Origin of the sequence: Endozoicomonas sp. (assembly GCF_051008435.1) — a bacterium.
In the GTDB taxonomy this organism is placed as follows: Bacteria; Pseudomonadota; Gammaproteobacteria; order Pseudomonadales; family Endozoicomonadaceae; genus Endozoicomonas_A.
Window position 1 is genome coordinate 31,158 of the sequence record NZ_JBPCXO010000526.1, and the last position, 23,616, is coordinate 54,773.

Consider the following 23,616-nt stretch of genomic DNA (forward strand, 5'->3'; position numbering starts at 1 on the left):
TGCACTGTTAATATAAAGAGGTTGTGCAGCCAAAGCGTGTTTTCTTTTTGGCGGGTTTCGTAGAAAGCAGGATGTCCTTAAAACTGTAATCTATCTATTCTCTTTCTAAACAGTGATTCTTTCCCATTTCCGGGTCTGCCAGACCATGACAAAAGCCAATGAGCTGATCAGTCTCTGCAAAGCCTGAACCAGCCAGACGGCGGTTAGACCCAGACCAAGTACCGGCCCTACCAGCCAGCATAAAGGCAACAGAATTAACCACTGTCCCGCCGCTCTAATACTGAGAACAGTGCGATTGGCACCTGCCCCCAGTAATGCCTGGGTAAATACCAGAGAGGCGGCATCCAGGAAAATGCTCATACCGGTAAGCTGTAGCGGAATTTTACCCATCTCAACCAGGGATTCCTGATGAAGGAAAAGACCTAACAGGAATTGAGGTGCAAAGAGTAAAGGCAGGCTCAGAAAGAGCAGAACACTGGCTGCCACCATGACAATATCCCAGCCCCATCGCCAGGCTTTATCGGGTTTTCCCGCTCCCAGGCTTTGACTCACCAGGGTATTGGCGGCCATCCCCATGCCAATACCTGGCAAAATCAACAACAGTGAAATATTCATCAAGACATGGGCAATGGCCAGTTCACTGGTTCCCATCTGGGCAATGATGGCAAACAACATCATAAAGCCAAATGAGAACAACATTTGTTGGAGAGAATCCGGGACTGCCAGTCGAACTAATCGAACTGTCTGCTTGAAATCACGCTTCAGTAAAAACCGGAAATCCATAAAGCCGTGGTCTTTTGCGGTACCTGAAAGACTGAACATATTCAGTATGGCGGCCAGATACATAGCCAGGAAAGTACCCAGTGCTGCCCCGGCAACCCCCATTGCAGGAAATGGACCTATTCCATAAATAAGACAAAAGCTCGTCACAGCATTGAACAGATGAGAAATCACCAGAATGCGCAGGAAGCCTGATGGTTTGCCTGTGCCATTCCAGTAGCCTCTGAAAGAAAGGCACAGTGCTGCAGCAGTCAGGGACATAACGCGAATTCTAAAATAGATAACAGCCGTGTCATGCACCAGTTCACCCTGGTTAAATATTTGCAGTATCCAGGGGGCTAACAGCATCAGCAAAAAGCTTATAGGCAGTGCAAAGAACAGGGCAATGATGATGCCATGATTGACCGGTGTCGCACAGTGACGGCTGTTGCCAGCACCATACCGTCGGGCTACTTGAGCCTGAACACCAGCAGAGAGTCCTGCGACCAGAGAAAGAGCAACAAAATTTGCGTAACTGGCAGCTCCCACTGCTGCTAGAGCTTCTTTGCCTAGAGGTCCGACCAGCGCGGCATCGACAAGATTCAGGAGGCTTTGAGACAGCATCGCGATGATGATGGGGGTGCCCAATTTCAGTATGGTAGTAACGCGCTGTTTCAAGCAAACCTCAGACTTTGCAGATGTTTCTTTCAAATTGTATGCGTTTATCAGCATCTGTGTCACCTGCCAGTGGCGGATGCTACTGATCTTTTTTGGGTACAAATACCTGTCAGGCTTCGGAAATGCGCATTCTAAATGGACGGTTGATAAGGAAAGTATCAACTACGCTTTATGTGTTCTTATGCTGATTCGTCGTAGTTATGGAATTGGTTATTCATATTTTACTCCTGACGAGCATAGGAATTTGATGCGTCAGTCTCTCTTGCTGACGGTTATTTCAAAAATAATAAGTGTTCTTCCTTAAAGAGGACAGGGTTCCAGTGAGAATATGCTTGAACTGGGTACCATCTACCAGAATGATCTTATCCCTGATTAAAAATGTCAGTGACAGGAACAGGTCAATGCTTACATCGATCTGTTCCTGCTTGATTTAATTAATCCTGACTTATTCAAGACTTGGGCGTAACCAGCGTTCGGCCTCTTCCAGACTCATACCCTTGCGTTCAGCATAGGAAGTCAGTTGATCTTTGGCGATCTTGCCCAGACCAAAGTATTTGGAGTCAGGGTGAGAAAAGTACCAACCACTGACACTGGCTGCAGGCATCATGGCAAAGTGTTCTGTCAGATTAACGCCAGTGCTTTCCTCTCCGTTCAACAATTCAAACAGTGCTGTTTTTTCAGTGTGATCGGGACAAGCCGGGTAACCGGGAGCAGGGCGAATACCGGAGTATTTCTCTTTGATCAGTTCTTCATTGTTCAGTGATTCATCCGGAGCATAGTTCCAGAACTCCTTACGAACTTTCTCATGCATATGTTCTGCAAAAGCTTCTGCAAAGCGGTCCGCAAGCGCTTTCACCATGATGCTGTTGTAGTCATCACCCTTTTCTTCATAAGTCTTTGCCAGTTCATCAGCACCAATACCGGCCGTGGTAATAAACCCGCCTACGTAATCTTTCAGTCCTGTGGCCTTCGGTGCTACAAAATCTGACAGACAGAAGTTTGGCTTGTCATCGGGTCTTGGGTTCTGTTGACGCAGATGATGCAGCCGAGTCCTTACTTCAGAGCGATCCTCATCGGTATAGACTTCCAGGTCATCATGGTTTACCTGGGCAGCAGGCCAGAAACCGATCGCTGCTCGAGCGCCGATCTTCTTGTTTTCAACAAGGTCTTTCAGCATAGCCTGAGCATCGTTGAAAAGGCTGGTAGCGGCCTCACCCACTATTTCATCTTCGAGAATTTTGGGGAATTTACCCGCCAGATCCCAAGTTATGAAGAAAGGTGTCCAGTCTATGTAGTCAACCAGTTGTTCCAGTGGGTAGTCGTCAAATACTTTAACACCGGTGAAAGAAGGGACAGGGGGCTCGTAGTTTTTCCAACCTGGATCAAAGCGGTTATCGACAGCTTCTTCGTAAGTCAGTAATTGTCGTTTGTTGTTTCTTTTTTCATAGCGTACTCGAATCTTCTGATATTCAGTACGTGTTTCATCAATCAGAGCGGGCTTTAATTCATTACTCATTAATCGAGTAGCAATGCCGACACTGCGTGACGCATCAGTCACATAAAGTGCAACATCATTTTGAAACTGAGGTTCAATTTTAACCGCAGTATGAGCTCGGGACGTTGTAGCGCCGCCAATCAGAAGGGGAAGGTGCATGTCTTGGCGCTGCATTTCGCTGGCAACATGAACCATTTCGTCCAGTGAGGGCGTGATCAGGCCACTGAGGCCGATGATGTCGACGTTTTCTTCCCGTGCAACTTGCAGAATTTTCTCACAAGGTACCATTACGCCAAGGTCAATAACCTCAAAGTTATTACAGGCCAGTACCACGCCGACAATATTTTTACCAATGTCGTGTACATCGCCCTTTACGGTGGCCATCAGTATCTTGCCATTGGACCTCACTTCACCGTCTTTTTCTTCTTCAATAAAGGGAATCAGATGGCCAACCGCCTGTTTCATAACCCGGGCACTCTTTACCACCTGGGGAAGAAACATCTTACCGGCACCAAACAGGTCACCCACCACGTTCATGCCATCCATGAGAGGGCCTTCAATAACGTGAATAGGGCGTTCAGCTAACTGTCGGGCTTCTTCAGTATCGTCAACAATGTAGGTGTTGATGCCTTTTACCAGGGCGTGTTCCAGACGTTTGTTAACGTCCAGTTCCCGCCAGGCAAGATCTTCTACTCTCTTTTCGCCTTTACCGCCACCGCGATAGTTTTCAGCAATGGAGAGAAGGGCTTCTGTGGTTCCATCATCTTTGTTAAGGATGACGTCCTCAACTTTTTCTCTTAGCTCAGCAGGAATTTCTTCATAAATTTCCAGCTGACTGGCATTAACAATTCCCATGGTCAGACCATCTTTGATAGCGTGATAGAGGAAGACTGCATGAATGGCTTCACGTACCGGATTATTACCACGGAACGAGAAAGATACGTTACTGACACCGCCGGAAATCAAGGCGTGTGGTAAGTTCTCTTTGATGTAGCGTGTAGCATTGATGAAGTCCACAGCATAATTGTTGTGCTCATCAATGCCTGTCGCCACGGCAAAAATATTAGGGTCGAAGATAATATCCTGAGGTGGGAATCCAAGTTCATCCACTAACAGGTTATAGGATCGAGTACAGATCTCTATTTTACGAGCTTCAGTGTCTGCCTGACCTACTTCGTCGAATGCCATGACAACAACGGCGGCGCCGTAGTTACGGCATAGACGTGCCTGCTTTCGGAAGATTTCTTCACCTTCCTTGAGGCTAATGGAGTTAACGATACCCTTACCCTGAATGCACTGCAGCCCGGCTTCTATAACATCCCATTTTGAGGAGTCCACCATGACGGGGACTTTGGAAATATCAGGTTCAGAGGCCACCAGATTTAAAAAGGTCACTATGGCCTTTTTAGCATCCAGCATGCCTTCATCCATGTTGATGTCGATGACCTGAGCACCGTTTTCAACCTGCTGGCGGGCTACATCCAGAGCAGTGTCGTAATCTTCTTCGATGATCAAACGTTTGAAGCGGGCAGAACCTGTGACGTTACAACGCTCTCCAACGTTAACGAAGAGGGAATCATCAAATATATTAAAAGGTTCCAGGCCACTCAGACGACAGGCCGGTGTAATTTCTGGAATTTGTCGTCTTTCTATAGAGGCCATTGAGTCAGCAATGGCTTTTATATGCGCAGGGGTACTACCACAGCAGCCACCAATGATGTTGACTAACCCTGACTCGGCAAACTCTGAAACAATGGCAGACATTTCTTCGGGTGTTTGATCGTATTCGCCAAATGCGTTAGGCAGCCCCGCATTGGGGTGAGCGCTGACGTAGGTATCTGCAATGTTGGAAAGCTCTTCCAGATACGGTCGCAGTTCTTCTGCGCCTAGCGCACAGTTCAAACCTACTGATATAGGGTTGGCGTGTTCAATTGCGTTCCAAAAGGCTTCCGTCGTTTGACCAGACAGAGTACGACCCGAGGCGTCAGTTATGGTTCCTGAGATCATGATAGGCAGTTCATAGCCCAGGTCATCAAACAGATCTTTCACGGCATAAATAGCCGCTTTTGCGTTCAGGGTGTCGAAGATGGTTTCGATCAGAATGATGTCGGATCCACCCTCAATCAGGGCGATCGTCGCTTCACGATAGGCAATGGCCAGCTCTTCAAAGCTGGTGTTTCGAAAGCCAGGGTTATTCACGTCTGGTGAAATAGAGGCCGTGCGGTTGGTTGGTCCCAGTACACCGGCAACAAAACGTGGTTTGTTCGGATTCTTTGCGGTTGCCGCGTCTGCGACTTCTCTGGCAATACGAGCAGACTCCCGGTTGATTTCCGGTACGAGATGTTCCATCTCATAGTCTGCCATAGCAATAGTGGTGGCATTGAAAGTATTGGTTTCAAGAATGTCAGAACCGGCATCGAGATAGGACTGGTAAATTTCCTTGATGATGTTAGGGCGAGTCAGGGAAAGAAGGTCATTGTTGCCTTTCAGGTCACAGCCATGATCAGCGAACCGCTCACCACGATAGTCCCCTTCCTCCAGTTTATAGCCTTGAATCATAGTGCCCATGGCACCGTCTAGGACCAGAATCCGTTTCTCTAATTGCTCTTTAAGAAGGTTTGCTCTTAGAAGGTGTGCGCTTTCTTGGCTGTTAGGCATGGGTACAGATTCCGGGCCAGTTCTCTCAATTACCATGAAACGGGCCATCAGGAATTTGGTTTGACGGCTCATGGCTGCTTGTAGGTATTATCAGAAGAGCGATGGTATCAGAAATACGCCTTAGAGTGTCTATTCCTAAGTGAACATAACAATGGGAAGGGGGGAAAGACTGGGAATAGAGGGAGTGAAAGATCATGGGAGTATGCAAAAGAGGGCTATGCCTCTTTTGCATGGTTGCAAGTCAGGCCGTTTGTGCTGAAGCCTGAACCTCATTGCGGGAGCTTTTACGAAGGCTGAGACCGGCAGCCAGGGTGGCAACCAGGGTGACACTCGCCAGGGTCAGTGTTCCCATTTCGGGCAGTGAACCTACTAGCCCGCTGACTAGGGTGGCTAACAGCATTTCAATGAAAAATATCAGACCGGCGGCGGTACCGACATTTTTGCTCATGTGTTCTGTCGCTCTGGCCTGGCACAATGGCATGAAAAGACCCAGTCCCAGTTCAAAGACGACGATACCTGCCATATAGCCAAGAATTGAGCTGCCGTTGCTCCACCATGCGGTGGCGAATGAAATCAGGGCTCCTGCAGCTAATGTGGTCCAGGCTAAAAGAGTGCTTTTTTCACGACCCAGCAGATCATTTAATTTAGGGCCGAAGGAGGCACTAAACAAGTATCCTGCAATGGCTGCAGCAAAGAGAAAACCATAAAGTTTTGGAGCCAGGCCTAATTGACTGATCATGACAAACGGGCCTCCGGCTACGAAGACAAAGGCACCAGAAAAAGCCGTGCCAGCCGCAATGGTAAAGCGAAGATAGCGCCAGTCGGTTAGTACTTCTTTGTAGCCTGAAAGAATAGGGCTGCCGGTGCTTTTCGATACCTGATGCTTCTCCGGTATGAAGAGCAACCCCAGCATTGCTATGACGGCCATGGCGCCCATAGCCAGGAAGTTATACTGCCAGCCTGCGTATTCCTGGATAAAGCCCCCGATGATGGGCGCTAGCATGGGCGCTACTATCAAACAGGCGCTGATGTAGGACAACATGCGGACTTCCATTTTGTCCTGAAAGTAGTCTCTGGCCAGTATTCTGGCAATCGCTGTACCAAAGCAGCCGAACAGGGCCTGGGCAAAGCGGGCAGCTATGAACAAATAGATGTTATCTGTCAGCAGCGTGGCAGCAGTAGCTATCAGATAGAGGGTATAGCCCAGCATCAGTGTTTTTTTGCGGCCCAGTCGATCAGCCAGTGGGCCTACGATAAGCATGGACAGGGAAAAGCCCAGCATAAAGATGCCGACACTCCACTGGGTGGTGGCGCTGTCACTGCCAAAATAGTCTGTAATGGCAGGTAGAGAAGGTGAGAATATGTCGATAGACACTGGGCCAACAATGGCAAACAGTGTCAGGATCACCAGAACAGCAATGGGGTGTTTTTCTGTATTCAATGCGCTCATGAACGTCCGTTTATCAGGTTCCGACTGGGAAAAAGAGCGCGAAGGGTACAGACTTTTTAAGATAGGAGCAATCGTACAATTTTACATCAGAACAGTAAGACGCGAAAAAAGAGGGAGACAACTACTGTAATGGGCTGCAGCCTGCCGCAGTTTGAATACCCGAGTGGGTTAGTGGGGATTTCAACATGGCGTCGAATGGCATAGAATGGCCACAGAATGATGAGAGGGTTCTTGAGTTGAATATTACATTCACGGAAGCAGCACAAAAATACCTGGCCACCCTGCTTGAGAAGCAGAGTGTTGGGGGTATTGGTGTTCGTCTGTTCGTTACCCAGCCTGGCACTCCTTATGCTGAAACCTGTCTGGCTTACTGCAAGCCAGGTGAGGAGAAGGAAGGGGATCTGGTTATGGAATTGGAATACTTCAATTGCCATGTCGAAGGAAAAAGTGAACAGTATCTGGACGAAGCTACCGTTGATTTCTCTGAAGACAAACTGGGTGGGCAGCTAACGATCAAGGCACCGAATGCCAAGCTGCCTCAGGTCAGTGAAGACAGTCCACTGGATGAGAAAATCAATTATTTCCTGCAGACAGAAATCAATCCTGGCCTGGCTTCCCATGGCGGTGTGGTTTCTCTGGTAGAGATTGATGAGGGTGTTGCTATTCTGCAGTTTGGCGGTGGATGCCAGGGTTGCAGTGCAGTGGATCTGACTCTGAAAGACGGCGTAGAAAAAACACTGATTGAGCGTATCCCTGAACTGAAAGGTGTGAGGGATGTAACAGACCACAGTATTACCGAGAATGCTTACTTCAAGTAAGAAGTAAGGCTCTTTTAAAAGCCGGCATCTTTGCCGGTTTTTTTATACCCAGAGGAAAGTGTTCTCATATGAGTAGCGTTTGGTAGAGAGTCGCGGCTTAACGTTAGGTGGAAATTCAGATCATGAGGTTGTTCCATTTTAAAGGTGAACCATCGGCGGTAGCGCATCCCCGTTGAATATGTGGCTTAGGGAACAGATTGCTTTGAGAGAAGGTGAAAAACCTCTAATTATCAATATTTAATATTATACAATCATATTACTTACTGATAATGCTAAAAAACATAACTTTGTGCAAATTAAAAAGTTCAGAAATATAAGGAAGGGCTGATTGTTAATCAGCCCGCATTAATATCGTGAGTGGTGCATCAAGGTTAGTTTCTGGGGGGGTTAGGATTATCCCATTTCTCTTGGAAGCAGCGATGGCTTAAAGCTTTCTCTGCAGTGATTCGCTGTTCAGGATTCGCTTCCAGGAGTTTAGGTAGAAGCTCTGAAATCATGAAACGATGCCCAGAGCGAGTATTTCTTGTCAATGTCTTACTGCAGGCTTCACGGAGTTTATTGCTGTATTCGATGAGGGCATTTTTAGATTTTTCCAGCTTGCCCGTGTTCTGCAGGGTTTCACCTTTGAATTCATCCGTTATTTTCTGGCAAGCTTCCGGCGCAATCCAGTGGGCGAGGGAGATACCCAGTGCCCACATGTCGCCAGCTGTCTCATAACCTTTTGCATGGGTAAAGGCTTCTGGTGGCAGGAGTTCAGGATGAGGCACATTGAAAATGGTGTCAGAAAAGTATTTTACTCTGTTCATCATGGCTTCATCATGGGGCTCAGCTGATGCCTGTTGCTGCTTTGCCATACCAAAGCCATCCAGCTTAACTTGTCCTTCGTGTTCAACTACACATTCCTTACTGACACAGCCATGGGAATAACCTTTGCTATGGGTATAGACCATACACTCCATAACGGGTTTAAGTCGGTCCGCAAAAGGTTTCAGGGATTCACCTGCTTTAGGGCAGGTCAGAACAGCAGGTAATCCTGAATAGGCTTTGAACTCTTTTCCATCAGCCTTAACTAATGAAGGGAGGTATTTGGCGCCAGTATCTTCACTTGTTCGTTGTGTATGAAGTTTCTGCAGTGTCTCAAGCTCATTGGAATGCCATTTCTCAAGCTGCAGATTCTTTTCTTTAACCGTGCTTTCAAGTGCAGTGCAGGTCGCTTCAAGTTGCTCTTCTGAGAACTGATTTGTAGGACTGCTCTTAATCAGTTGAGCCCAGCTGCGGGTTTCGTTTGGTAATCGGTTATTTTGATCGATGCAACGCTGTATTGACTCAGCGCCTTCGTCACCCGCTTCAACGCAGTACTGGCCATTGACACCGACCAGAGCTCCTTTGGTTAGGTGTCTGTCATTCACATAAAAGCGTGGAACCGGTTCTTTGGATTCTACTGCCCGGTTGAAAATAGGGACAATCATGACTTCTACTCTCTTGAGTTGTAGAAGCTTGGCTACAAACTCAAGTTTAATGCCTCGGAAAAATGCGTAGAGCCAACTTTCTTTATACTGTTTTTCTATCGTAGGTAATTTGTTCGTAGCCTGAATGGGACCTGATTTTGCCTGGGCTTCCATGGAGATCGTCCTTGATTGATCAATAATTTCACTATAGATGAAATTGTAAGCTAAATGAGTGAGCAGGCTGAGGAGTATATAAAGTCAGGCTTTGATTGGTTCCCATCTTTGATTAGGATGTTGTCTTAACTCATTATTATTATGAGAAAACCGGTTTTCTATGGATTTACACTGAATGAAATCGAATCTTATTACCCAGGCCGGAAAAGATAAGCTTGAAGAGGAGCTGCATTACCTCTGGCGAGATAAAAGGCCCAAAGTGACTCAGGCGGTTTCTGAAGCTGCGGCATTGGGAGACCGAAGTGAGAATGCTGAATATAAAGAAGGTAAAAGGCTGTTAAGAGAAATCGATCGTAGAATTCGCTTTCTCACCAAACGGCTGGATATTGTTAAGGTGATCGAGTATTCGCCTGAGCAGGAAGGTAAAGCTTTTTTCGGTGCCTGGGTTGAGCTTGAAAACGAGGAAGAGGAGGTTCTTCATTGTCGAATCGTGGGTTCCGATGAAATCGATGTTAAAAGAGGGCACATAACTATCGATTCTCCCATGGCCAGGGCGGTGATTGGCAAGCAGGTCGATGATGAAGTATCAGTCAGGACGCCAGAGGGTTATAAGATCTGGTATATCAATAAGATACAATATAAACCTTTCAACTAAACAGGCGGAGCTGGTTTCAGGTGATCATCTTGTAACCAGGGTGAAGAGTCTGTTAACGTATTTTTACCTAAGATGGTTTTTGGGTATATAACAGTCGGTCATAATCGTGTATTGTGATGCGCCTTTTTTCTTCCGTGTTGTTTCTGGCTGTTCCAGTAAATAAAGGACCTGTGAAGCGTTATAAGCAAGCCATACTGTCAAATTTCTTCGTTGCTCAGATCATTAAACCCTGTGGTTCCCAGTATACTCATCTGGTAGAAGCCAATCTTGATATTGAATCTCGCGCGGACCGGACACTGTGTACTGAAGTTTTACACGGTGCGTATCGCTATGAAGTATTGACGAATCATCTTCTGCCAGAAGTTTGTCCGATATGTTCTGCCATTTTGGACAGAAGAATCAGTAATATGCCTAAAGATCGTAAGATTTCTACCGGTTTTCCTGATGAAGTTTGTGCTGAAGTGCCTAAATCTCAGATGGATCTTTTATCCGGTTTGAAAGTCAGTCTGGTTGAGCCTAAGGCGGAGGAGTCTGCTGAGGGGCATCAGTTTGATTTGTTCTGAAGGATTCTGACACAGCCATCAGCTGACTGTGCCAGATGTTTGATTATTCTGCGATTCTGGCAGGCAGAACGTTTTTCAGTTTCTCATTCATATCACGCAGAGTGTTCTCTGTTGTTTCCCAGTCAATGCAGGCATCAGTGATGGATACGCCGTATTCCAGGTCTTCCAGATTCGCTGGTACTTTCTGGGCACCCCAGCCAATGTTGCTCTCAACCATCAGACCCACGATAGACTTATTACCTTCAATGATCTGGTTCGTTACATTTTCCATAACCAGTGGCTGAAGGGCTGGATCTTTGTTGGAATTGGCATGGGAGCAGTCCACCATGACATTCGGTTTGATGTTGGCTTTTTCAAGCTCTTGCTCGCACAGGGTCACGCTGACTGAATCGTAATTGGGCTTGCCACTGCCACCACGGAGCACGATATGACCATACTTGTTACCCTTGGTGCGGGTTACAGCTACCTGACCGTTGCCATCAATACCCAAAAAACGGTGAGGGTTGGATACGGAGTTCAAAGCGTTAATGGCTACTTCGAGGCCGCCGTCAGTACCGTTCTTGAAGCCAACTGCAGAAGAAAGGCCGCTGGCCATTTCACGGTGGGTCTGGGATTCGGTGGTACGAGCACCAATGGCAGACCAGGAAACCAGATCCTGCAGGTACTGTGGTGAAATTGGGTCCAGAGCTTCTGTCGCAGAAGGGATGCCCAGTTCTGCAACATCCATCAAAAGACGTCGGCCAATATGCAGGCCTTCCCCAATTTTGAAAGAATCATTGAGATGTGGATCGTTGATTAGGCCTTTCCAGCCAACCGTGGTACGAGGCTTTTCAAAATAGACGCGCATGACCAGATAGAGAGTATCGCTCAGCTCATCCGCCAGTTTCTTCAGGCGGTTGGCATAATCCATGGCGGCATCAACGTCATGGATAGAGCAGGGGCCGATCACAACAAACAAGCGATGATCCTTGCCATCCAGAATGTTGCGAATAACTTCACGGCCTTCAGAAATGGTACGCTCAGCAGCTTCGCTCAGGGGAATTTCCCTTTTCAGCTGCTCTGGAGTGACCAGTAAGTCCTGAGATTCAATGTTCAGGTTTTCAATCGGTAAAACGGCCATTGATTGCGCTCTCAACTTTAATTATTGCTCCCTTCCGGGTTCGCGCTGTAGATTGCTTAACCGGGTAAGGATTAACCGGGCTTGCAGAGATCAGCGACGGTCGTTCACTCTAATCAAGAGCTGTGCCAGCTGCAACCCCATGAATAAGAATTTTGCTTAATTTTAAGTCGCTGCATTTACTGTGAAAATCATTTCACCTCATAAGGGATGAAATGATTTTCACAGTGCAGGGTGAGTCAGATCAGGTAACGAACACCCAGTACCAGAAGAATCGTGGCCAGGATCATTCTCATAACATTCTCTGGCAGGTATTTGCCGATTTTAGTACCTACATAAATGGCTGGCAGAGAGCCAATCATCAGAGCTGCAAGAAGGTTAAAGTCGACGTTGCCCAGCCAGATATGACCGATGCCTGCAACCAGAGTAAGAGGAACGGCATGAGCCAGTTCGGTACCGACTACTCTGATTGAAATCAGCGCTGGATAAAGCAATAAAAGAATGGCGGTACCCAGCGCACCGGCTCCCACCGATGACAAAGTAACCAGGAATCCCAGTGCCACTCCCATAAATACTGTGAAGTATTTTAATCGCTTACCTGTCAGTTTTGCCTTGGTTTGAAACTGTGACTTTTTCAGTTTGTTGCTAAATATAAGCACCAGTGCTGTCAAAGTGAGCATAAAGCCAAGGCAGGTACTAAGTATCGGGCTATAATGTTCGCTTCCGGCGAACAGATATTTCAGCAGGAATACAGTCAGCACTGTGGCAGGGATACTTCCGAGACACAGTAATTTGACTAGCTGCCAGTCAACACTCCTTTGCCGGTGATGAATGAAAACGCCACTGGCTTTGGTCAGGGCGGCATACAACAGGTCTGTACCTATTGCTATGTGAGCAGGAAATCCGAATAAAAGGAGTAGCGGAGTCATTAGAGACCCGCCTCCTATGCCGGTTAAGCCGACGGCAAAACCCACGCCGGCACCCGCTGAAATGTAGAGCAATGTGTCCATGAAATATGGTCTAAAGTTATAAGTAGCTCAGGCGATGTTTGAAATCATGATAAAACCGACATGATTCGCTGGTAACTGTAGCGACCGGCTTGTATTCTTGGAAGTAATTAAATGGCATTCTCTTATGCCGCTAAGAACTAAGAGTGCTCATAAATTTTCACGCTATGGGTAGAAGTTAGCTCGACCGGAGGCCATCAATGAAGCTGCAACAACTGCGCTATATCTGGGAGGTCGCTCACCATGATCTCAATGTATCCGCCACAGCGCAGAGTCTGTATACCTCGCAACCCGGTATCAGCAAACAGATTCGCCTGCTTGAGGATGAACTGGGTGTTGAAGTGTTTGCCCGTAGCGGTAAGCATTTGACCCGAATCACTCCAGCTGGTGAGAAGATTATAGAGACTGCGGGTGAAATTCTCAGGAAAGTCGAAAGTATTAAACAGGTTGCACAAGAGTTCAGTGATGAACGCAAAGGCTCCCTGTCGATTGCTACGACTCATACCCAGGCTCGCTATGCTCTGCCCAGTATTATCAATAAGTTTATTTCTCAGTACCCTGATGTCTCGCTCCACATGCATCAGGGCACGCCTATCCAGATTGCTGAGATGGCTGCAGACGGGACAGTAGACTTTGCTATTGCGACAGAAGCACTCGAATTATTTAACGATCTTGTGATGATGCCCTGTTATCGCTGGAATCGTTGTGTGCTGGTTCCCAGAGATCATCCGCTCGCACAAATATCTGAGCTTACCCTGCAAGATGTCGCAAGATATCCGCTGGTGACTTATGTCTTTGGTTTTACCGGTCGGTCAAAGCTGGATGAAGCCTTTATGAACGAAGGGCTGTCTCCCAGAGTTGTCTTTACCGCAACCGATGCAGATGTCATCAAAACCTATGTAAGACTCAAGCTGGGTGTGGGTATTGTTGCGAAGATGGCTTACGATCCTGAGCTGGATTCTGATTTGGTTCCACTGAATGCGGACCATCTGTTTGAGCCCAGTGTGACCAAAATTGGTTTCAGAAGGGGTACCTTCCTGCGCGGATTTATGTATGACTTCATTCAGCAGTTTGCTCCGCACTTGACGAAGGATGTCGTGCAGGAAGCTATTTCAAGACACAACAAGGCTGAAGTGGATGAGCTGTTCTCCGGTGTTCAGTTACCTGACCACTGAGTTTCCCTGATAGTGGGCGGCAGCTGCATTACGCAGCTTGCCGGTCCAGCACTTCCTTAACCAGCTTGAAATAGATGGTATACACCTTCGGCTCTTGCCCATCTTCCTCAACAATAAAAAATGGTGCCTTGTCGACTTGATAGAAGTCAGCCAGTAATGCACCTTCGCTTCCTGCTTCCCCTTCTATAGCAATCAATACCTGGTCAATTTTCTTCATGTTTCCAGAGCTTTCCAATCGCTCCAAAACTTCGCTGCATTTTTTGCAGGGGCTGCCATCCGCCATTATTTTTTTGACCATGGTGATTTTCATCAAGGATCTCCTGTGAGTTACAGACTGTTTTATTGTGATGGTTCAGATTCTAGCAGTTGTAATTATTACTATTGATAATAACTTCATCTATTTATAGTGGCTTATGATCTATTTCCGAAAGGTAATAATAATGTCACTTGGAATCTGCGGACTGATACTTTTCAGCAGCTCACTGCTCCATTAATTGCACAACGTAATCATCCTGAAATTGTTAGTGACCAGCTGAATATTGATGATCAGGGAAGGGTTACAGGTTGAGGTTGAGGCCGACGCAGGTTTTTTATTTCATGCGTTGGATAATGTCATCAGGGATGATTCCTGATTATTCATGAGTAGTCAGATACGGCTTATTCGCAGAAAGTTTCAAGAGCGGTCATCAGGTTTTTTACCTTGGTAATGGACTCCTGGTATTCCTGATGACAGTCTGAGTCAGCCACAATGGCTCCACCACCCCAGCAGTGAAGTTTGTGGTTCTGGGCAACCAGAGTTCTGATGGTAATGCTGGAATCCATCTTCTCGTTACAGCTTACGTACCCAATGGCGCCGCAATAGACATTTCGAGCGGATGCTTCCAGTTCGCGAATGATTTCCATGGATCTGATTTTGGGTGCACCGGTCACTGACCCTCCCGGGAACGCGCCTTCCATCAATTCCAGTATGCTGTGTTCCTGGCTGAGTTCACCAGTCACTGTACTGACCAGATGGTGAACATTGGCGTAGCTTTCCAGCTCAAACAGTCTTGGGACACTGATGCTTCCCGGATTGCAGACTTTACCCAGGTCATTTCTCAAAAGGTCTACGATCATCAGGTTTTCTGAGCGATCTTTCTCGCTGGCCAATAGCTCTTCTGCATGAGCCAGATCTTCTTGGGGTGTATTACCGCGAGGCCTCGTGCCTTTGATAGGGTGAGTTTCCACCCTGCGTTCAGTGACTTTTATAAATCGTTCGGGTGAGTGGCTTAATACCACAACATCCGGATGAGACAAATAAGCTGAGTAGGGGGCCGGACTGACTTTTCTGAGGTGTTTGTAGGCTTGCCAGCAATCACCGTTGTATCGGCTGGTAAATTCCTGGGTCAGGTTCACTTCATAGGTGTCACCAGCCAGAATGTAATCCTGCACTTTATTAAAAGCTGACTCATACTCTGATTCACTTATCGTGGTCGAGAACTTTTCCTGCAACTGGAATGAGGAATTTTGTGATTTGGCGGTGCTCTTTATTCGGGAAAGAATACTATCCCGGTCTGTTTCTGGCATATCAGGGTGGCTGAAAAAGACCGTTTTTTGCTGGTGATGATCACAAATGATGGCCCAGTGATAGAGCCCGACACTCATCAAGGGTGTTTCCAGCTGCCTGGGTTGAATTTTTTCAGGCTCGATCAGGCTGCACAGTTCATAACCCCAGAATCCCAAGGCACCACCCGTAAAGGGCAGGTCGGTATTGTCCACTTTTGACATGGTGGCCAATAAATCATCCAGAACTTTAAAAGGGGATTGGTTGCTTTTGATCTGGGTTTCGCCGGTTAGACGATGGGTGATTTTTATGACGTTTTTGTCGTCTACAGTAACCACGACCCAGGGATCAGCAGTAATGATGTCATAACGGTTGTGTTGTTCTTTTTTGAAAGAGGGGGAACAGCTGTCCAGATAACACGCCCAGGGTTGCTCGGTTAAAGGCTCAAAATAAGGGCTGGAATCACTCATGTAGTCCAGTTCAACGATGAATAGCTCTTTCATAAAAGGCATAAAAATCCTGGGTCAGATCAGACGCGCATTCTACCTTCAGAGTGTCATCGGCGCTATGGGCTTTTCGGGAGTTTTATTGGCCGTATAAACCCTCTGTCAACAGTCAGACAGACTATAAGAAGGTGGTCTTAATTCAATAGACTCCCATATTCAGGAAGATTGGCTTTGCCAAAACAAGGATTGTTAACAATAATTTGTATATCAAGGCTAAATTAATGTATAAATGGCTCCAAACAAAAATATTGTAAACAATCCTTATGGCTGAGACGAACACGACAAACGATGCAGTACGTGTCGGAACACAAGCGCAAGAGGTGGCTGGTCTGCTGATCGGGGATATTATCTCAGGTCGTTTAAGTCAGGGCAGCCGGATCTCTGAGCCTGAACTTTCGAGAAAATACGGAGTAGGGCGCGGTCCTCTTCGTGAAGCCATATTGAGGCTTGAAGGGGCTGGGTTGGTTGTGCGTGCTCCCCATGTTGGTGCCCGGGTTGTCACCCTTAATCAGGCAGAATTATCTGAGATATTTGCCGTTCGTGAAGCACTCGAGGGAATGGCAGCCCGCCTGGCAGCTATCCATATGTCCGATCAGCAACTGCTGGATCTGGAGTCTTTGCTGAAAACTCATGCCAGCCATATACATGAGCACAGTGGCCAGTCATACATTGACCAGGAAGGTGACCTGGATTTCCACTATCGAGTGATCAATGGTTCCTGCAATCAAAGACTGATCCGTTCACTGTGTGATGAGCTCTATCACCTGATTCATATGTACCGAAAAACATCGGGTCGTCGTGCGCGTCCCGAAGAAGCGTTAATCGAGCACCAGATGATATTTAAAGCCCTTAAGGATCGTGATGGAGAGCTGGCTGAAATGCTGATGCGCCGTCACATAGCCCGGGCAAGAAGAGAAATAGAGCAATTTATTGATTCCGATAAACAGTCATGAGCTTGCTAAGTGGATAACAGGCTCGTGATGAGTGATAAGAAGAGAGGAAGTGATATGAGCGATAAAGACAACGCCCTTAATCGACTGATTGCCAAAGAAGGCATTGTTACAGCTCCTGGTGTTTACGATGGTATCTCTGCCCGTTTGGGCGAAGAAGCTGGATTTTCAGCTTTGTATGGCAGTGGTGGTGCGATTGCTCGCAGCACAGGTGTGCCTGATATAGGTCTGCTTACGTTGACTGAAGTAGTGGATCGTGTTCGTCAGATTTGTGAAGCCACTTCACTTCCTGTTATTGCTGATGCCGATACCGGGTTCGGTAACGAAGTTAACGTTAAGCGTACTGTCGAATTGTTCAAAAGTGCGGGCGTTTGTGGCTTCCATCTGGAAGATCAGGAGTTTCCAAAGCGCTGTGGTCACCTGGATGATAAGACTCTGGTCTCCACTGAAGAAATGTGCAAGAAAGTATCCGTAGCGGCCAAGTACGCAGGTAACGTGACGGTCATCGCAAGAACAGATGCTATTGCCGTAACCGGTTTTGACGATGCGATCGAACGAGCCAAGGCGTATGTTGAGGCTGGAGCGGATATGTTGTTTGTAGAAGCGCCCCAGACGATTGAGCAAATCGAAGAGATTGCCAGACAGGCGCCGGGTCCAAAACTCATCAACATGTTCTACAGTGGCAAGACGCCATTGGTGCCCACTGAAGATCTGAAAGCGATGGGTTATCAGTTGATCATTATACCGTCTGACCTTCAGCGAGCTGCCGTTACGGCTATGCGTGAAGTGCTCGAGGTCATCAACCGTGACGGCAACAGTGGTGCCATTGCTGATGGCATGATGACCTTCCAGGAGCGTGAGCTGCTGGTTAAGACCAAAGAATTTCTTAATCCCTGATTGTCCGGTCGGGCAAAAAGTTTATCACCACAATGAGTTAGGTCATCTACCTGAGAAACTCATTCAATAAGAAGAACGGAGAACTATCATGGCAGAGAAAAAATTAAGCGGTGCTGGCCTGCGTGGTCAGTCTGCTGGTGAAACCGCACTGTGTACAGTGGGTAAAACCGGTTCAGGCCTCACTTACCGTGGCTATGACATCAAAGATCTGGCCGATAAAGCTGAATTTGAAGAAGTTGCCTATCTGCTGCTTTATGGCAAGTTACCCAACCAGACTGAACTGGACGCCTACAAAACTCGCCTGATAGGTATGCGTGCACTGCCAGATGCTCTGAAAGTGGTTCTGGAACAGATTCCAGCGGATGCCCACCCAATGGACGTCATGCGAACTGGCTGCTCTATGCTGGGTAACCTGGAAACTGAAAAAGATTTTTCAGAGCAGCTGGATCATATTGATCGTCTGCTGGCCATCTTCCCGGGCATGATCAACTACTGGTACAACTTCAGCCACAATGGCACCCGCGTTAATGTTGAAACGGACGCTGACTCCATCGCTGAACAGTTTCTCTGGACCCTGCATGACAAGAAGCCTGAGCCACTGCACGTCAGGGTAATGCATGCTTCTCTGGTGCTGTACGCAGAGCATGAATTCAATGCTTCTACTTTCACAGGCCGCGTTTGTGCTTCAACCCTGTCTGACATCCACAGCTGTGTAACCGGTGCTATCGGTTCCCTGCGTGGTCCTCTGCACGGTGGCGCTAATGAAGCCGCCATGGAAATGATCGAAAACTGGCGCTCTACCGATGAAGCGGAAGAGAAGATCATGGGTATGCTGGCTCGCAAAGACAAGATCATGGGCTTCGGTCACGCGATTTATCGTGAGTCTGATCCACGTAACGCCATTATTAAAGAGTGGTCCAAGAAGCTGTCTGATCAGGCCGGTGATGAGTACCTGTATGCTGTTTCTGAACGTGTTGAAGCTGTCATGTGGCGCGAGAAGAAACTGTTCTGTAATGCTGACTTCTTCCACGCTTCAGCCTATAACTTCATGGGTATTCCAACCAAGCTGTTTACACCTATCTTCGTTTGCTCCCGTGTATCAGGCTGGACTGCTCACGTCATGGAGCAGCGTGCTAACAACCGCATCATTCGTCCTTCTGCGGATTACACCGGTCCGGAAACGTCTGAATGGGTAGCGATCGAAGATCGTCCATAAGATCTGAAGCCTGATCGGGCAATACTGTCTGATCAGGCGAATAGAACAAGAATAAACAGTCTTGAGCTAACAATTATAAAGAAGCAGGCAGTCAGTTTGTTTTGACTGTCTTGTTAATACTTTTCGATGAGTTCCTGAAGTTATGAACACTGCACATCGCAAACCATTACCGGGCACCCAGCTGGATTATTTCGACACTCGTGCAGCCGTCGAAGCGATCCAGCCTGGTGCCTATGCAACGCTGCCATATACTTCCCGTGTACTGGCTGAACAACTCGTTCGTCGCTGTGACCCACAAACCCTGACGGACGCTCTGAAGCAGATCATCGAACGTAAGCGTGATCTGGATTTCCCCTGGTATCCCGCCCGTGTAGTGTGTCATGACATTCTCGGTCAAACAGCTCTGGTGGACCTGGCCGGTCTGAGAGATGCTATTGCAGAGCAGGGGGGCGATCCATCTGAAGTTAACCCTGTTGTGCCTACCCAGCTGATTGTTGATCATTCCCTGGCTGTGGAGCACGGAGGCTTTGACGCAGAAGCTTTTGAAAAGAACCGTGCTATTGAAGATCGTCGTAATGAAGATCGTTTCCACTTTATTGAGTGGACCAAAACCGCTTTTAAAAATGTTGACGTTATCCCTGCTGGTAACGGCATCATGCACCAGATCAACCTGGAGAAAATGTCTCCGGTGATCCAGGCCCGTGATGGGATTGCTTATCCGGATACCTGTGTCGGTACGGACAGTCATACACCTCATGTCGATGCGCTGGGTGTTATTGCCATTGGTGTCGGTGGTCTGGAAGCTGAAACTGTCATGCTGGGTCGCCCATCCATGATGCGCCTGCCAGACATCATTGGTGTTGAACTGGTGGGCAAGCGTCAGCCTGGTATCACGGCAACGGATATTGTTCTGGCCATTACTGAGTTCCTGCGTAAAGAACGAGTTGTTTCTTCTTACCTGGAGTTCTTTGGTGAAGGTGCTGTGGATCTAACCATTGGTGACCGTGCCACTATCTCTAACATGACACCAGAATTTGGTGCCTCTGCCGGCATGTTCTACATCGATGAACAAACCATCGATTATCTGAAGCTCACCGGTCGGGAACCTGAACAGGTTGCACTGGTTGAAAATTATGCCAAAACCACAGGTCTATGGGCGGATGATCTGAAGGCCGCAGAATACGAGCGTGTTCTCAAGTTCGACCTGTCTACGGTGGTTCGTAACATGGCAGGCCCATCCAACCCGCACCGTCGTCTGCCAACCTCTGATCTGGCTGAGCGTGGTATTGCTGTTGATCTGGATAAGGCTCAGGCAGAAGAGAAAGAAGGTCTGATGCCGGATGGTGCGGTTATCATCGCAGCTATCACCAGCTGTACCAACACCAGTAACCCGCGTAACGTGGTAGCTGCTGGCCTGGTGGCACGTAAAGCAAATGAGCTGGGACTGGTTCGTAAGCCCTGGGTTAAATCATCCTTTGCTCCCGGTTCAAAAGTAGCAAAGCTATATCTGGAAGAGTCCGGACTGCTGCCAGAAATGGAAAAGCTGGGCTTCGGTATTGTAGGTTATGCCTGTACTACCTGTAATGGTATGAGTGGTGCTCTGGATCCGGAAATCCAGAAAGAACTGATTGAACGTGATCTCTATTCTACAGCGGTGTTGTCCGGAAACCGTAACTTTGATGGTCGTATCCATCCTTATGCCAAGCAGGCATTCCTGGCTTCACCGCCTCTGGTAGTGGCTTACGCCATTGCCGGTACCATGCGCTTTGATATTGAAAAAGATGTTCTGGGTACCGACAAGAATGGCAATGCCATCACCCTGAAAGACATCTGGCCAAGCGATGAAGAAATTGACGCTATCGTTGCTGAAAGCGTTAAGCCTGAGCAGTTCAACGAAGTCTACATTCCCATGTTTGATCTGGGTAAGGCTACAGAAGCTGAGAGCCCTTTGTACGACTGGCGCCCACAAAGTACTTACATCCGTCGTCCTCCTTACTGGGAAGGTGCTTTGGCCGGTAAGCGTACTCTGAAAGGTATGCGTCCTCTGGCAGTACTGGGTGATAACATCACTACTGACCACCTTTCTCCGTCCAATGCCATTATGTTGGACAGTGCTGCGGGGGCTTATCTGCATAAGATGGGCCTGCCGGAAGAAGATTTTAACTCCTACGCGACACACCGTGGTGATCACCTGACCGCTCAACGTGCCACTTTTGCCAACCCGAAACTGTTGAATGAAATGGTTCAGGAGAAGGGTGAAGTGGTTCAGGGCTCTCTGGCTCGTGTTGAGCCTGAAGGCAAAGTCACTCGCATGTGGGAAGCTATTGAAACCTACATGGAACGCAAACAGCCGCTGATCATTGTGGCGGGTGCTGATTATGGTCAGGGCTCATCTCGTGACTGGGCGGCGAAAGGTGTTCGTCTGGCCGGTGTTGAAGCCATTGTTGCCGAAGGCTTTGAGCGTATCCACCGTACCAACCTGGTGGGTATGGGGGTTCTGCCTCTGGAATTCAATGAAGACACTACCCGTAAGACTCTGGGTTTAGACGGTACAGAAACTTACGACGTTATCGGTGAGCGTACGCCAAGAGCAACACTGACTCTGCTGATCCATCGTCAAAACGGTGAAACGCTGGAAGTGCCTGTTACTTGCCGCCTGGATACGGCAGAAGAAATTTCTGTTTATGCCGCCGGTGGTGTATTGCAGAGATTTGCCAAGGATTTCCTGGAGGGCAAATAACTATGGTTTTAACTAGGTCACATGTCCCTCAGATCAAGGTACCTGCTACCTATATTCGGGGGGGGACCAGTAAAGGTGTCTTCTTCAGTCTGGAAGATCTCCCTGAGCGCGCGCAGGTTCCCGGCGAAGTCCGGGACAACCTGTTACTGCGAGTGATTGGTAGTCCTGATCCTTATGGTAAGCAGACCGATGGAATGGGTGGTGCGACTTCCAGTACCAGTAAAACCGTTATTCTGTCGAAAAGCAGCCAGCCTGATCATGATGTTGATTATCTGTTTGGCCAGGTTTCCATTGATAAGCCTTTCGTCGACTGGAGTGGTAACTGTGGCAACCTGACAGCCGCTGTGGGTGCTTTTGCAATCAGTAAAGGTTTGGTTGACTCGGGTCGTGTACCCGAGAATGGTATTTCCGTAGTGCGCATCTGGCAGGCCAACATCAAAAAGACCATTGTTGCTCATGTGCCTGTCACTAACGGAGAAGTCCAGGAAACCGGAGATTTTGAGCTGGACGGTGTCACCTTCCCGGCAGCAGAAGTTCAGGTTGAGTTCCTGGATCCGGCTGATGGTGATGGTGCCATGTTCCCAACGGGTAACTTGGTCGATGATCTGGAAGTGCCTGGGGTTGGCACTTTGAATGCCACGCTTATTAATGCAGGTATTCCAACCATTTTCCTGAATGCGGAAGAGCTGGGTTATACCGGAACTGAGTTGCAGGAAGCCATTAATGGTGACGAAGAAGCTCTGGCACGTTTTGAAACCATTCGCGCCCATGGTGCTGTTCGTATGGGGCTCATTGAAAATGTCGATGAAGCCGCAAAACGCCAGCACACTCCCAAGGTAGCGTTTGTTGCCAAGCCTATTGCTTATGCAGCCTCCAGTGGTAAAGAGATCAAGTCTGGTGATATTGATCTGCTGATAAGGGCCCTGTCTATGGGTAAACTTCACCATGCCATGATGGGAACTGCAGCAGTGGCTATCGGTACTGCGGCTGCCATTCCCGGCACTTTGGTGAACCTGGCTGCAGGGGGAGGTGAGCGAAGCGCTGTTCGATTCGGACATCCTTCCGGTACCCTGCGCGTGGGTGCTGAAGCTGCACAGGAGAACGGCGAGTGGACTGCGAAAAAAGCCATTATGAGCCGCAGTGCCAGAGTGCTCATGGAAGGCTGGGTGAGAGTGCCCGGAGATTCTTTCTGATTAACGTAGCTTAACTTCTACTGATACTGGCCATTAACAGGTTCAGGGGGCTCTCCTGAACCTGTTTTCTTTTGTATTACTTATGTTGATATTGCATCGGAGAGCCATGGCCGTATGACTTCGATCCCAGGTTTATAAAGAGCACCTCTACCTTTCACTGTCCTTTAATAGGGCTGGAGCACTTGCTCCATTACCCCCAGGGCTCCCAAAAAAGAAGGGATAGTCTTGAACTTTGGATGGTCAATCATGGGTTGAATGTGTTCGTTGCCGTCCACAGGCATGCCTTTTGGATTGGTATTGATGCTCAGTAGCCAGTGACTGCTGACAATATCTCTGAGGATGTTAAGACCTGGTAATGCTCTGAGTTTTTGTTCTCGCTGTTCTATGTCCCAGGAATCAATCCAGTCTGCTGCAGCTTCGATTTCATGATCAGGACGTAGCATCGATAGATCAAGGTAGGCCGCTTCGCGGCGACTTTTTGCCCAGTGCAGCCCTCCAACCTATGGGAAATACCCGTCATTTTCTTTTGTCTATCCTTACTGACTTTGATCCCGAGAACAGCAAAGGATAGAGC

Annotated in this window: 18 protein-coding genes; 9 read left to right on the forward strand and 9 right to left on the reverse strand. The window is 47.9% G+C overall.

What is annotated here, in order from left to right; all coding sequences use genetic code 11:
- Positions 1–105: 105 nt before the first annotated feature.
- The 3 genes from ACR2PX_RS26610 to ACR2PX_RS26620 all read right to left on the reverse strand — a co-directional run bounded on the left by ACR2PX_RS26610 (position 106) and on the right by ACR2PX_RS26620 (position 7,040).
- Positions 106–1,491, reverse strand: a complete 1,386-nt coding sequence (locus ACR2PX_RS26610; RefSeq protein WP_434002380.1) for an MATE family efflux transporter — start codon at positions 1,489–1,491, stop codon at positions 106–108.
- Between the two features lie 391 nt (positions 1,492–1,882).
- Positions 1,883–5,590, reverse strand: a complete 3,708-nt coding sequence (metH, locus tag ACR2PX_RS26615; RefSeq protein WP_434002381.1) for a methionine synthase — start codon at positions 5,588–5,590, stop codon at positions 1,883–1,885.
- A 241-nt stretch (positions 5,591–5,831) separates the two neighbouring features.
- On the reverse strand, positions 5,832–7,040 hold the full coding sequence (locus ACR2PX_RS26620) for a multidrug effflux MFS transporter (RefSeq protein WP_434002382.1): 1,209 nt from the start codon (positions 7,038–7,040) through the stop codon (positions 5,832–5,834).
- A 185-nt stretch (positions 7,041–7,225) separates the two neighbouring features.
- Here ACR2PX_RS26620 and nfuA point away from each other — a divergent pair, with 185 nt between their 5' ends.
- Entirely contained in the window at positions 7,226–7,858 is a 633-nt protein-coding gene (nfuA, locus tag ACR2PX_RS26625) for a Fe-S biogenesis protein NfuA (protein WP_434002383.1), read from the forward strand.
- A gap of 371 nt (positions 7,859–8,229) precedes the next feature.
- Here nfuA and ACR2PX_RS26630 read toward each other — a convergent pair whose 3' ends face one another.
- Positions 8,230–9,480: a protein kinase domain-containing protein gene (locus tag ACR2PX_RS26630; RefSeq protein ID WP_434002384.1), complete on the reverse strand. Its 1,251-nt coding sequence runs from the start codon at positions 9,478–9,480 to the stop codon at positions 8,230–8,232.
- A 175-nt stretch (positions 9,481–9,655) separates the two neighbouring features.
- Between ACR2PX_RS26630 and greB the strand changes: the two genes are divergently transcribed.
- Complete coding sequence (gene greB / locus ACR2PX_RS26635; RefSeq protein WP_434002385.1) at positions 9,656–10,135, forward strand: transcription elongation factor GreB; 480 nt, start codon at positions 9,656–9,658, stop codon at positions 10,133–10,135.
- A gap of 116 nt (positions 10,136–10,251) precedes the next feature.
- Positions 10,252–10,698: a hypothetical protein gene (locus ACR2PX_RS26640; protein ID WP_434002386.1), complete on the forward strand. Its 447-nt coding sequence runs from the start codon at positions 10,252–10,254 to the stop codon at positions 10,696–10,698.
- A 43-nt stretch (positions 10,699–10,741) separates the two neighbouring features.
- Here ACR2PX_RS26640 and ACR2PX_RS26645 read toward each other — a convergent pair whose 3' ends face one another.
- The gene (locus ACR2PX_RS26645; RefSeq protein ID WP_434002387.1) at positions 10,742–11,818 is read right to left on the reverse strand and encodes a 3-deoxy-7-phosphoheptulonate synthase; all 1,077 of its coding nucleotides are present in this window, start codon (positions 11,816–11,818) and stop codon (positions 10,742–10,744) included.
- Between the two features lie 236 nt (positions 11,819–12,054).
- Positions 12,055–12,825: a sulfite exporter TauE/SafE family protein gene (locus ACR2PX_RS26650; protein WP_434002388.1), complete on the reverse strand. Its 771-nt coding sequence runs from the start codon at positions 12,823–12,825 to the stop codon at positions 12,055–12,057.
- A gap of 197 nt (positions 12,826–13,022) precedes the next feature.
- On the opposite strand from ACR2PX_RS26650, the gene cysB reads away from it, so the two are divergent.
- The gene (cysB, locus tag ACR2PX_RS26655; protein WP_434002389.1) at positions 13,023–13,997 is read left to right on the forward strand and encodes an HTH-type transcriptional regulator CysB; all 975 of its coding nucleotides are present in this window, start codon (positions 13,023–13,025) and stop codon (positions 13,995–13,997) included.
- Positions 13,998–14,025: 28 nt separating this feature from the next.
- On the opposite strand, the gene ACR2PX_RS26660 is transcribed toward cysB, so the two are convergent.
- Complete coding sequence (locus tag ACR2PX_RS26660; RefSeq protein WP_434002390.1) at positions 14,026–14,307, reverse strand: hypothetical protein; 282 nt, start codon at positions 14,305–14,307, stop codon at positions 14,026–14,028.
- Between the two features lie 347 nt (positions 14,308–14,654).
- Entirely contained in the window at positions 14,655–16,043 is a 1,389-nt protein-coding gene (gene pabB / locus ACR2PX_RS26665; RefSeq protein ID WP_434002391.1) for an aminodeoxychorismate synthase component I, read from the reverse strand.
- A 266-nt stretch (positions 16,044–16,309) separates the two neighbouring features.
- Between pabB and ACR2PX_RS26670 the strand changes: the two genes are divergently transcribed.
- The 5 genes from ACR2PX_RS26670 (at position 16,310) to prpF (ending at position 23,042) form a co-directional block, all read left to right on the forward strand.
- A complete protein-coding gene (locus tag ACR2PX_RS26670) occupies positions 16,310–16,999 on the forward strand; it encodes a GntR family transcriptional regulator (protein ID WP_434002392.1) in 690 nt (229 codons plus the stop codon).
- Between the two features lie 54 nt (positions 17,000–17,053).
- Positions 17,054–17,893: an isocitrate lyase/PEP mutase family protein gene (locus tag ACR2PX_RS26675; RefSeq protein ID WP_434002393.1), complete on the forward strand. Its 840-nt coding sequence runs from the start codon at positions 17,054–17,056 to the stop codon at positions 17,891–17,893.
- An 88-nt stretch (positions 17,894–17,981) separates the two neighbouring features.
- Positions 17,982–19,109 carry a bifunctional 2-methylcitrate synthase/citrate synthase gene (gene prpC, locus ACR2PX_RS26680; protein WP_434002394.1) on the forward strand — a complete coding sequence of 376 codons (1,128 nt, stop codon included), beginning with the start codon at positions 17,982–17,984 and terminating at the stop codon, positions 19,107–19,109.
- A gap of 142 nt (positions 19,110–19,251) precedes the next feature.
- Positions 19,252–21,849 carry a Fe/S-dependent 2-methylisocitrate dehydratase AcnD gene (gene acnD, locus ACR2PX_RS26685; protein ID WP_434002395.1) on the forward strand — a complete coding sequence of 866 codons (2,598 nt, stop codon included), beginning with the start codon at positions 19,252–19,254 and terminating at the stop codon, positions 21,847–21,849.
- A 2-nt stretch (positions 21,850–21,851) separates the two neighbouring features.
- The gene (gene prpF, locus ACR2PX_RS26690; protein WP_434002396.1) at positions 21,852–23,042 is read left to right on the forward strand and encodes a 2-methylaconitate cis-trans isomerase PrpF; all 1,191 of its coding nucleotides are present in this window, start codon (positions 21,852–21,854) and stop codon (positions 23,040–23,042) included.
- A gap of 164 nt (positions 23,043–23,206) precedes the next feature.
- Here the strand turns inward: prpF and ACR2PX_RS26695 are convergent, their stop codons facing one another.
- The gene (locus tag ACR2PX_RS26695) at positions 23,207–23,485 is read right to left on the reverse strand and encodes a hypothetical protein (RefSeq protein ID WP_434002397.1); all 279 of its coding nucleotides are present in this window, start codon (positions 23,483–23,485) and stop codon (positions 23,207–23,209) included.
- Positions 23,486–23,616: the final 131 nt, after the last annotated feature.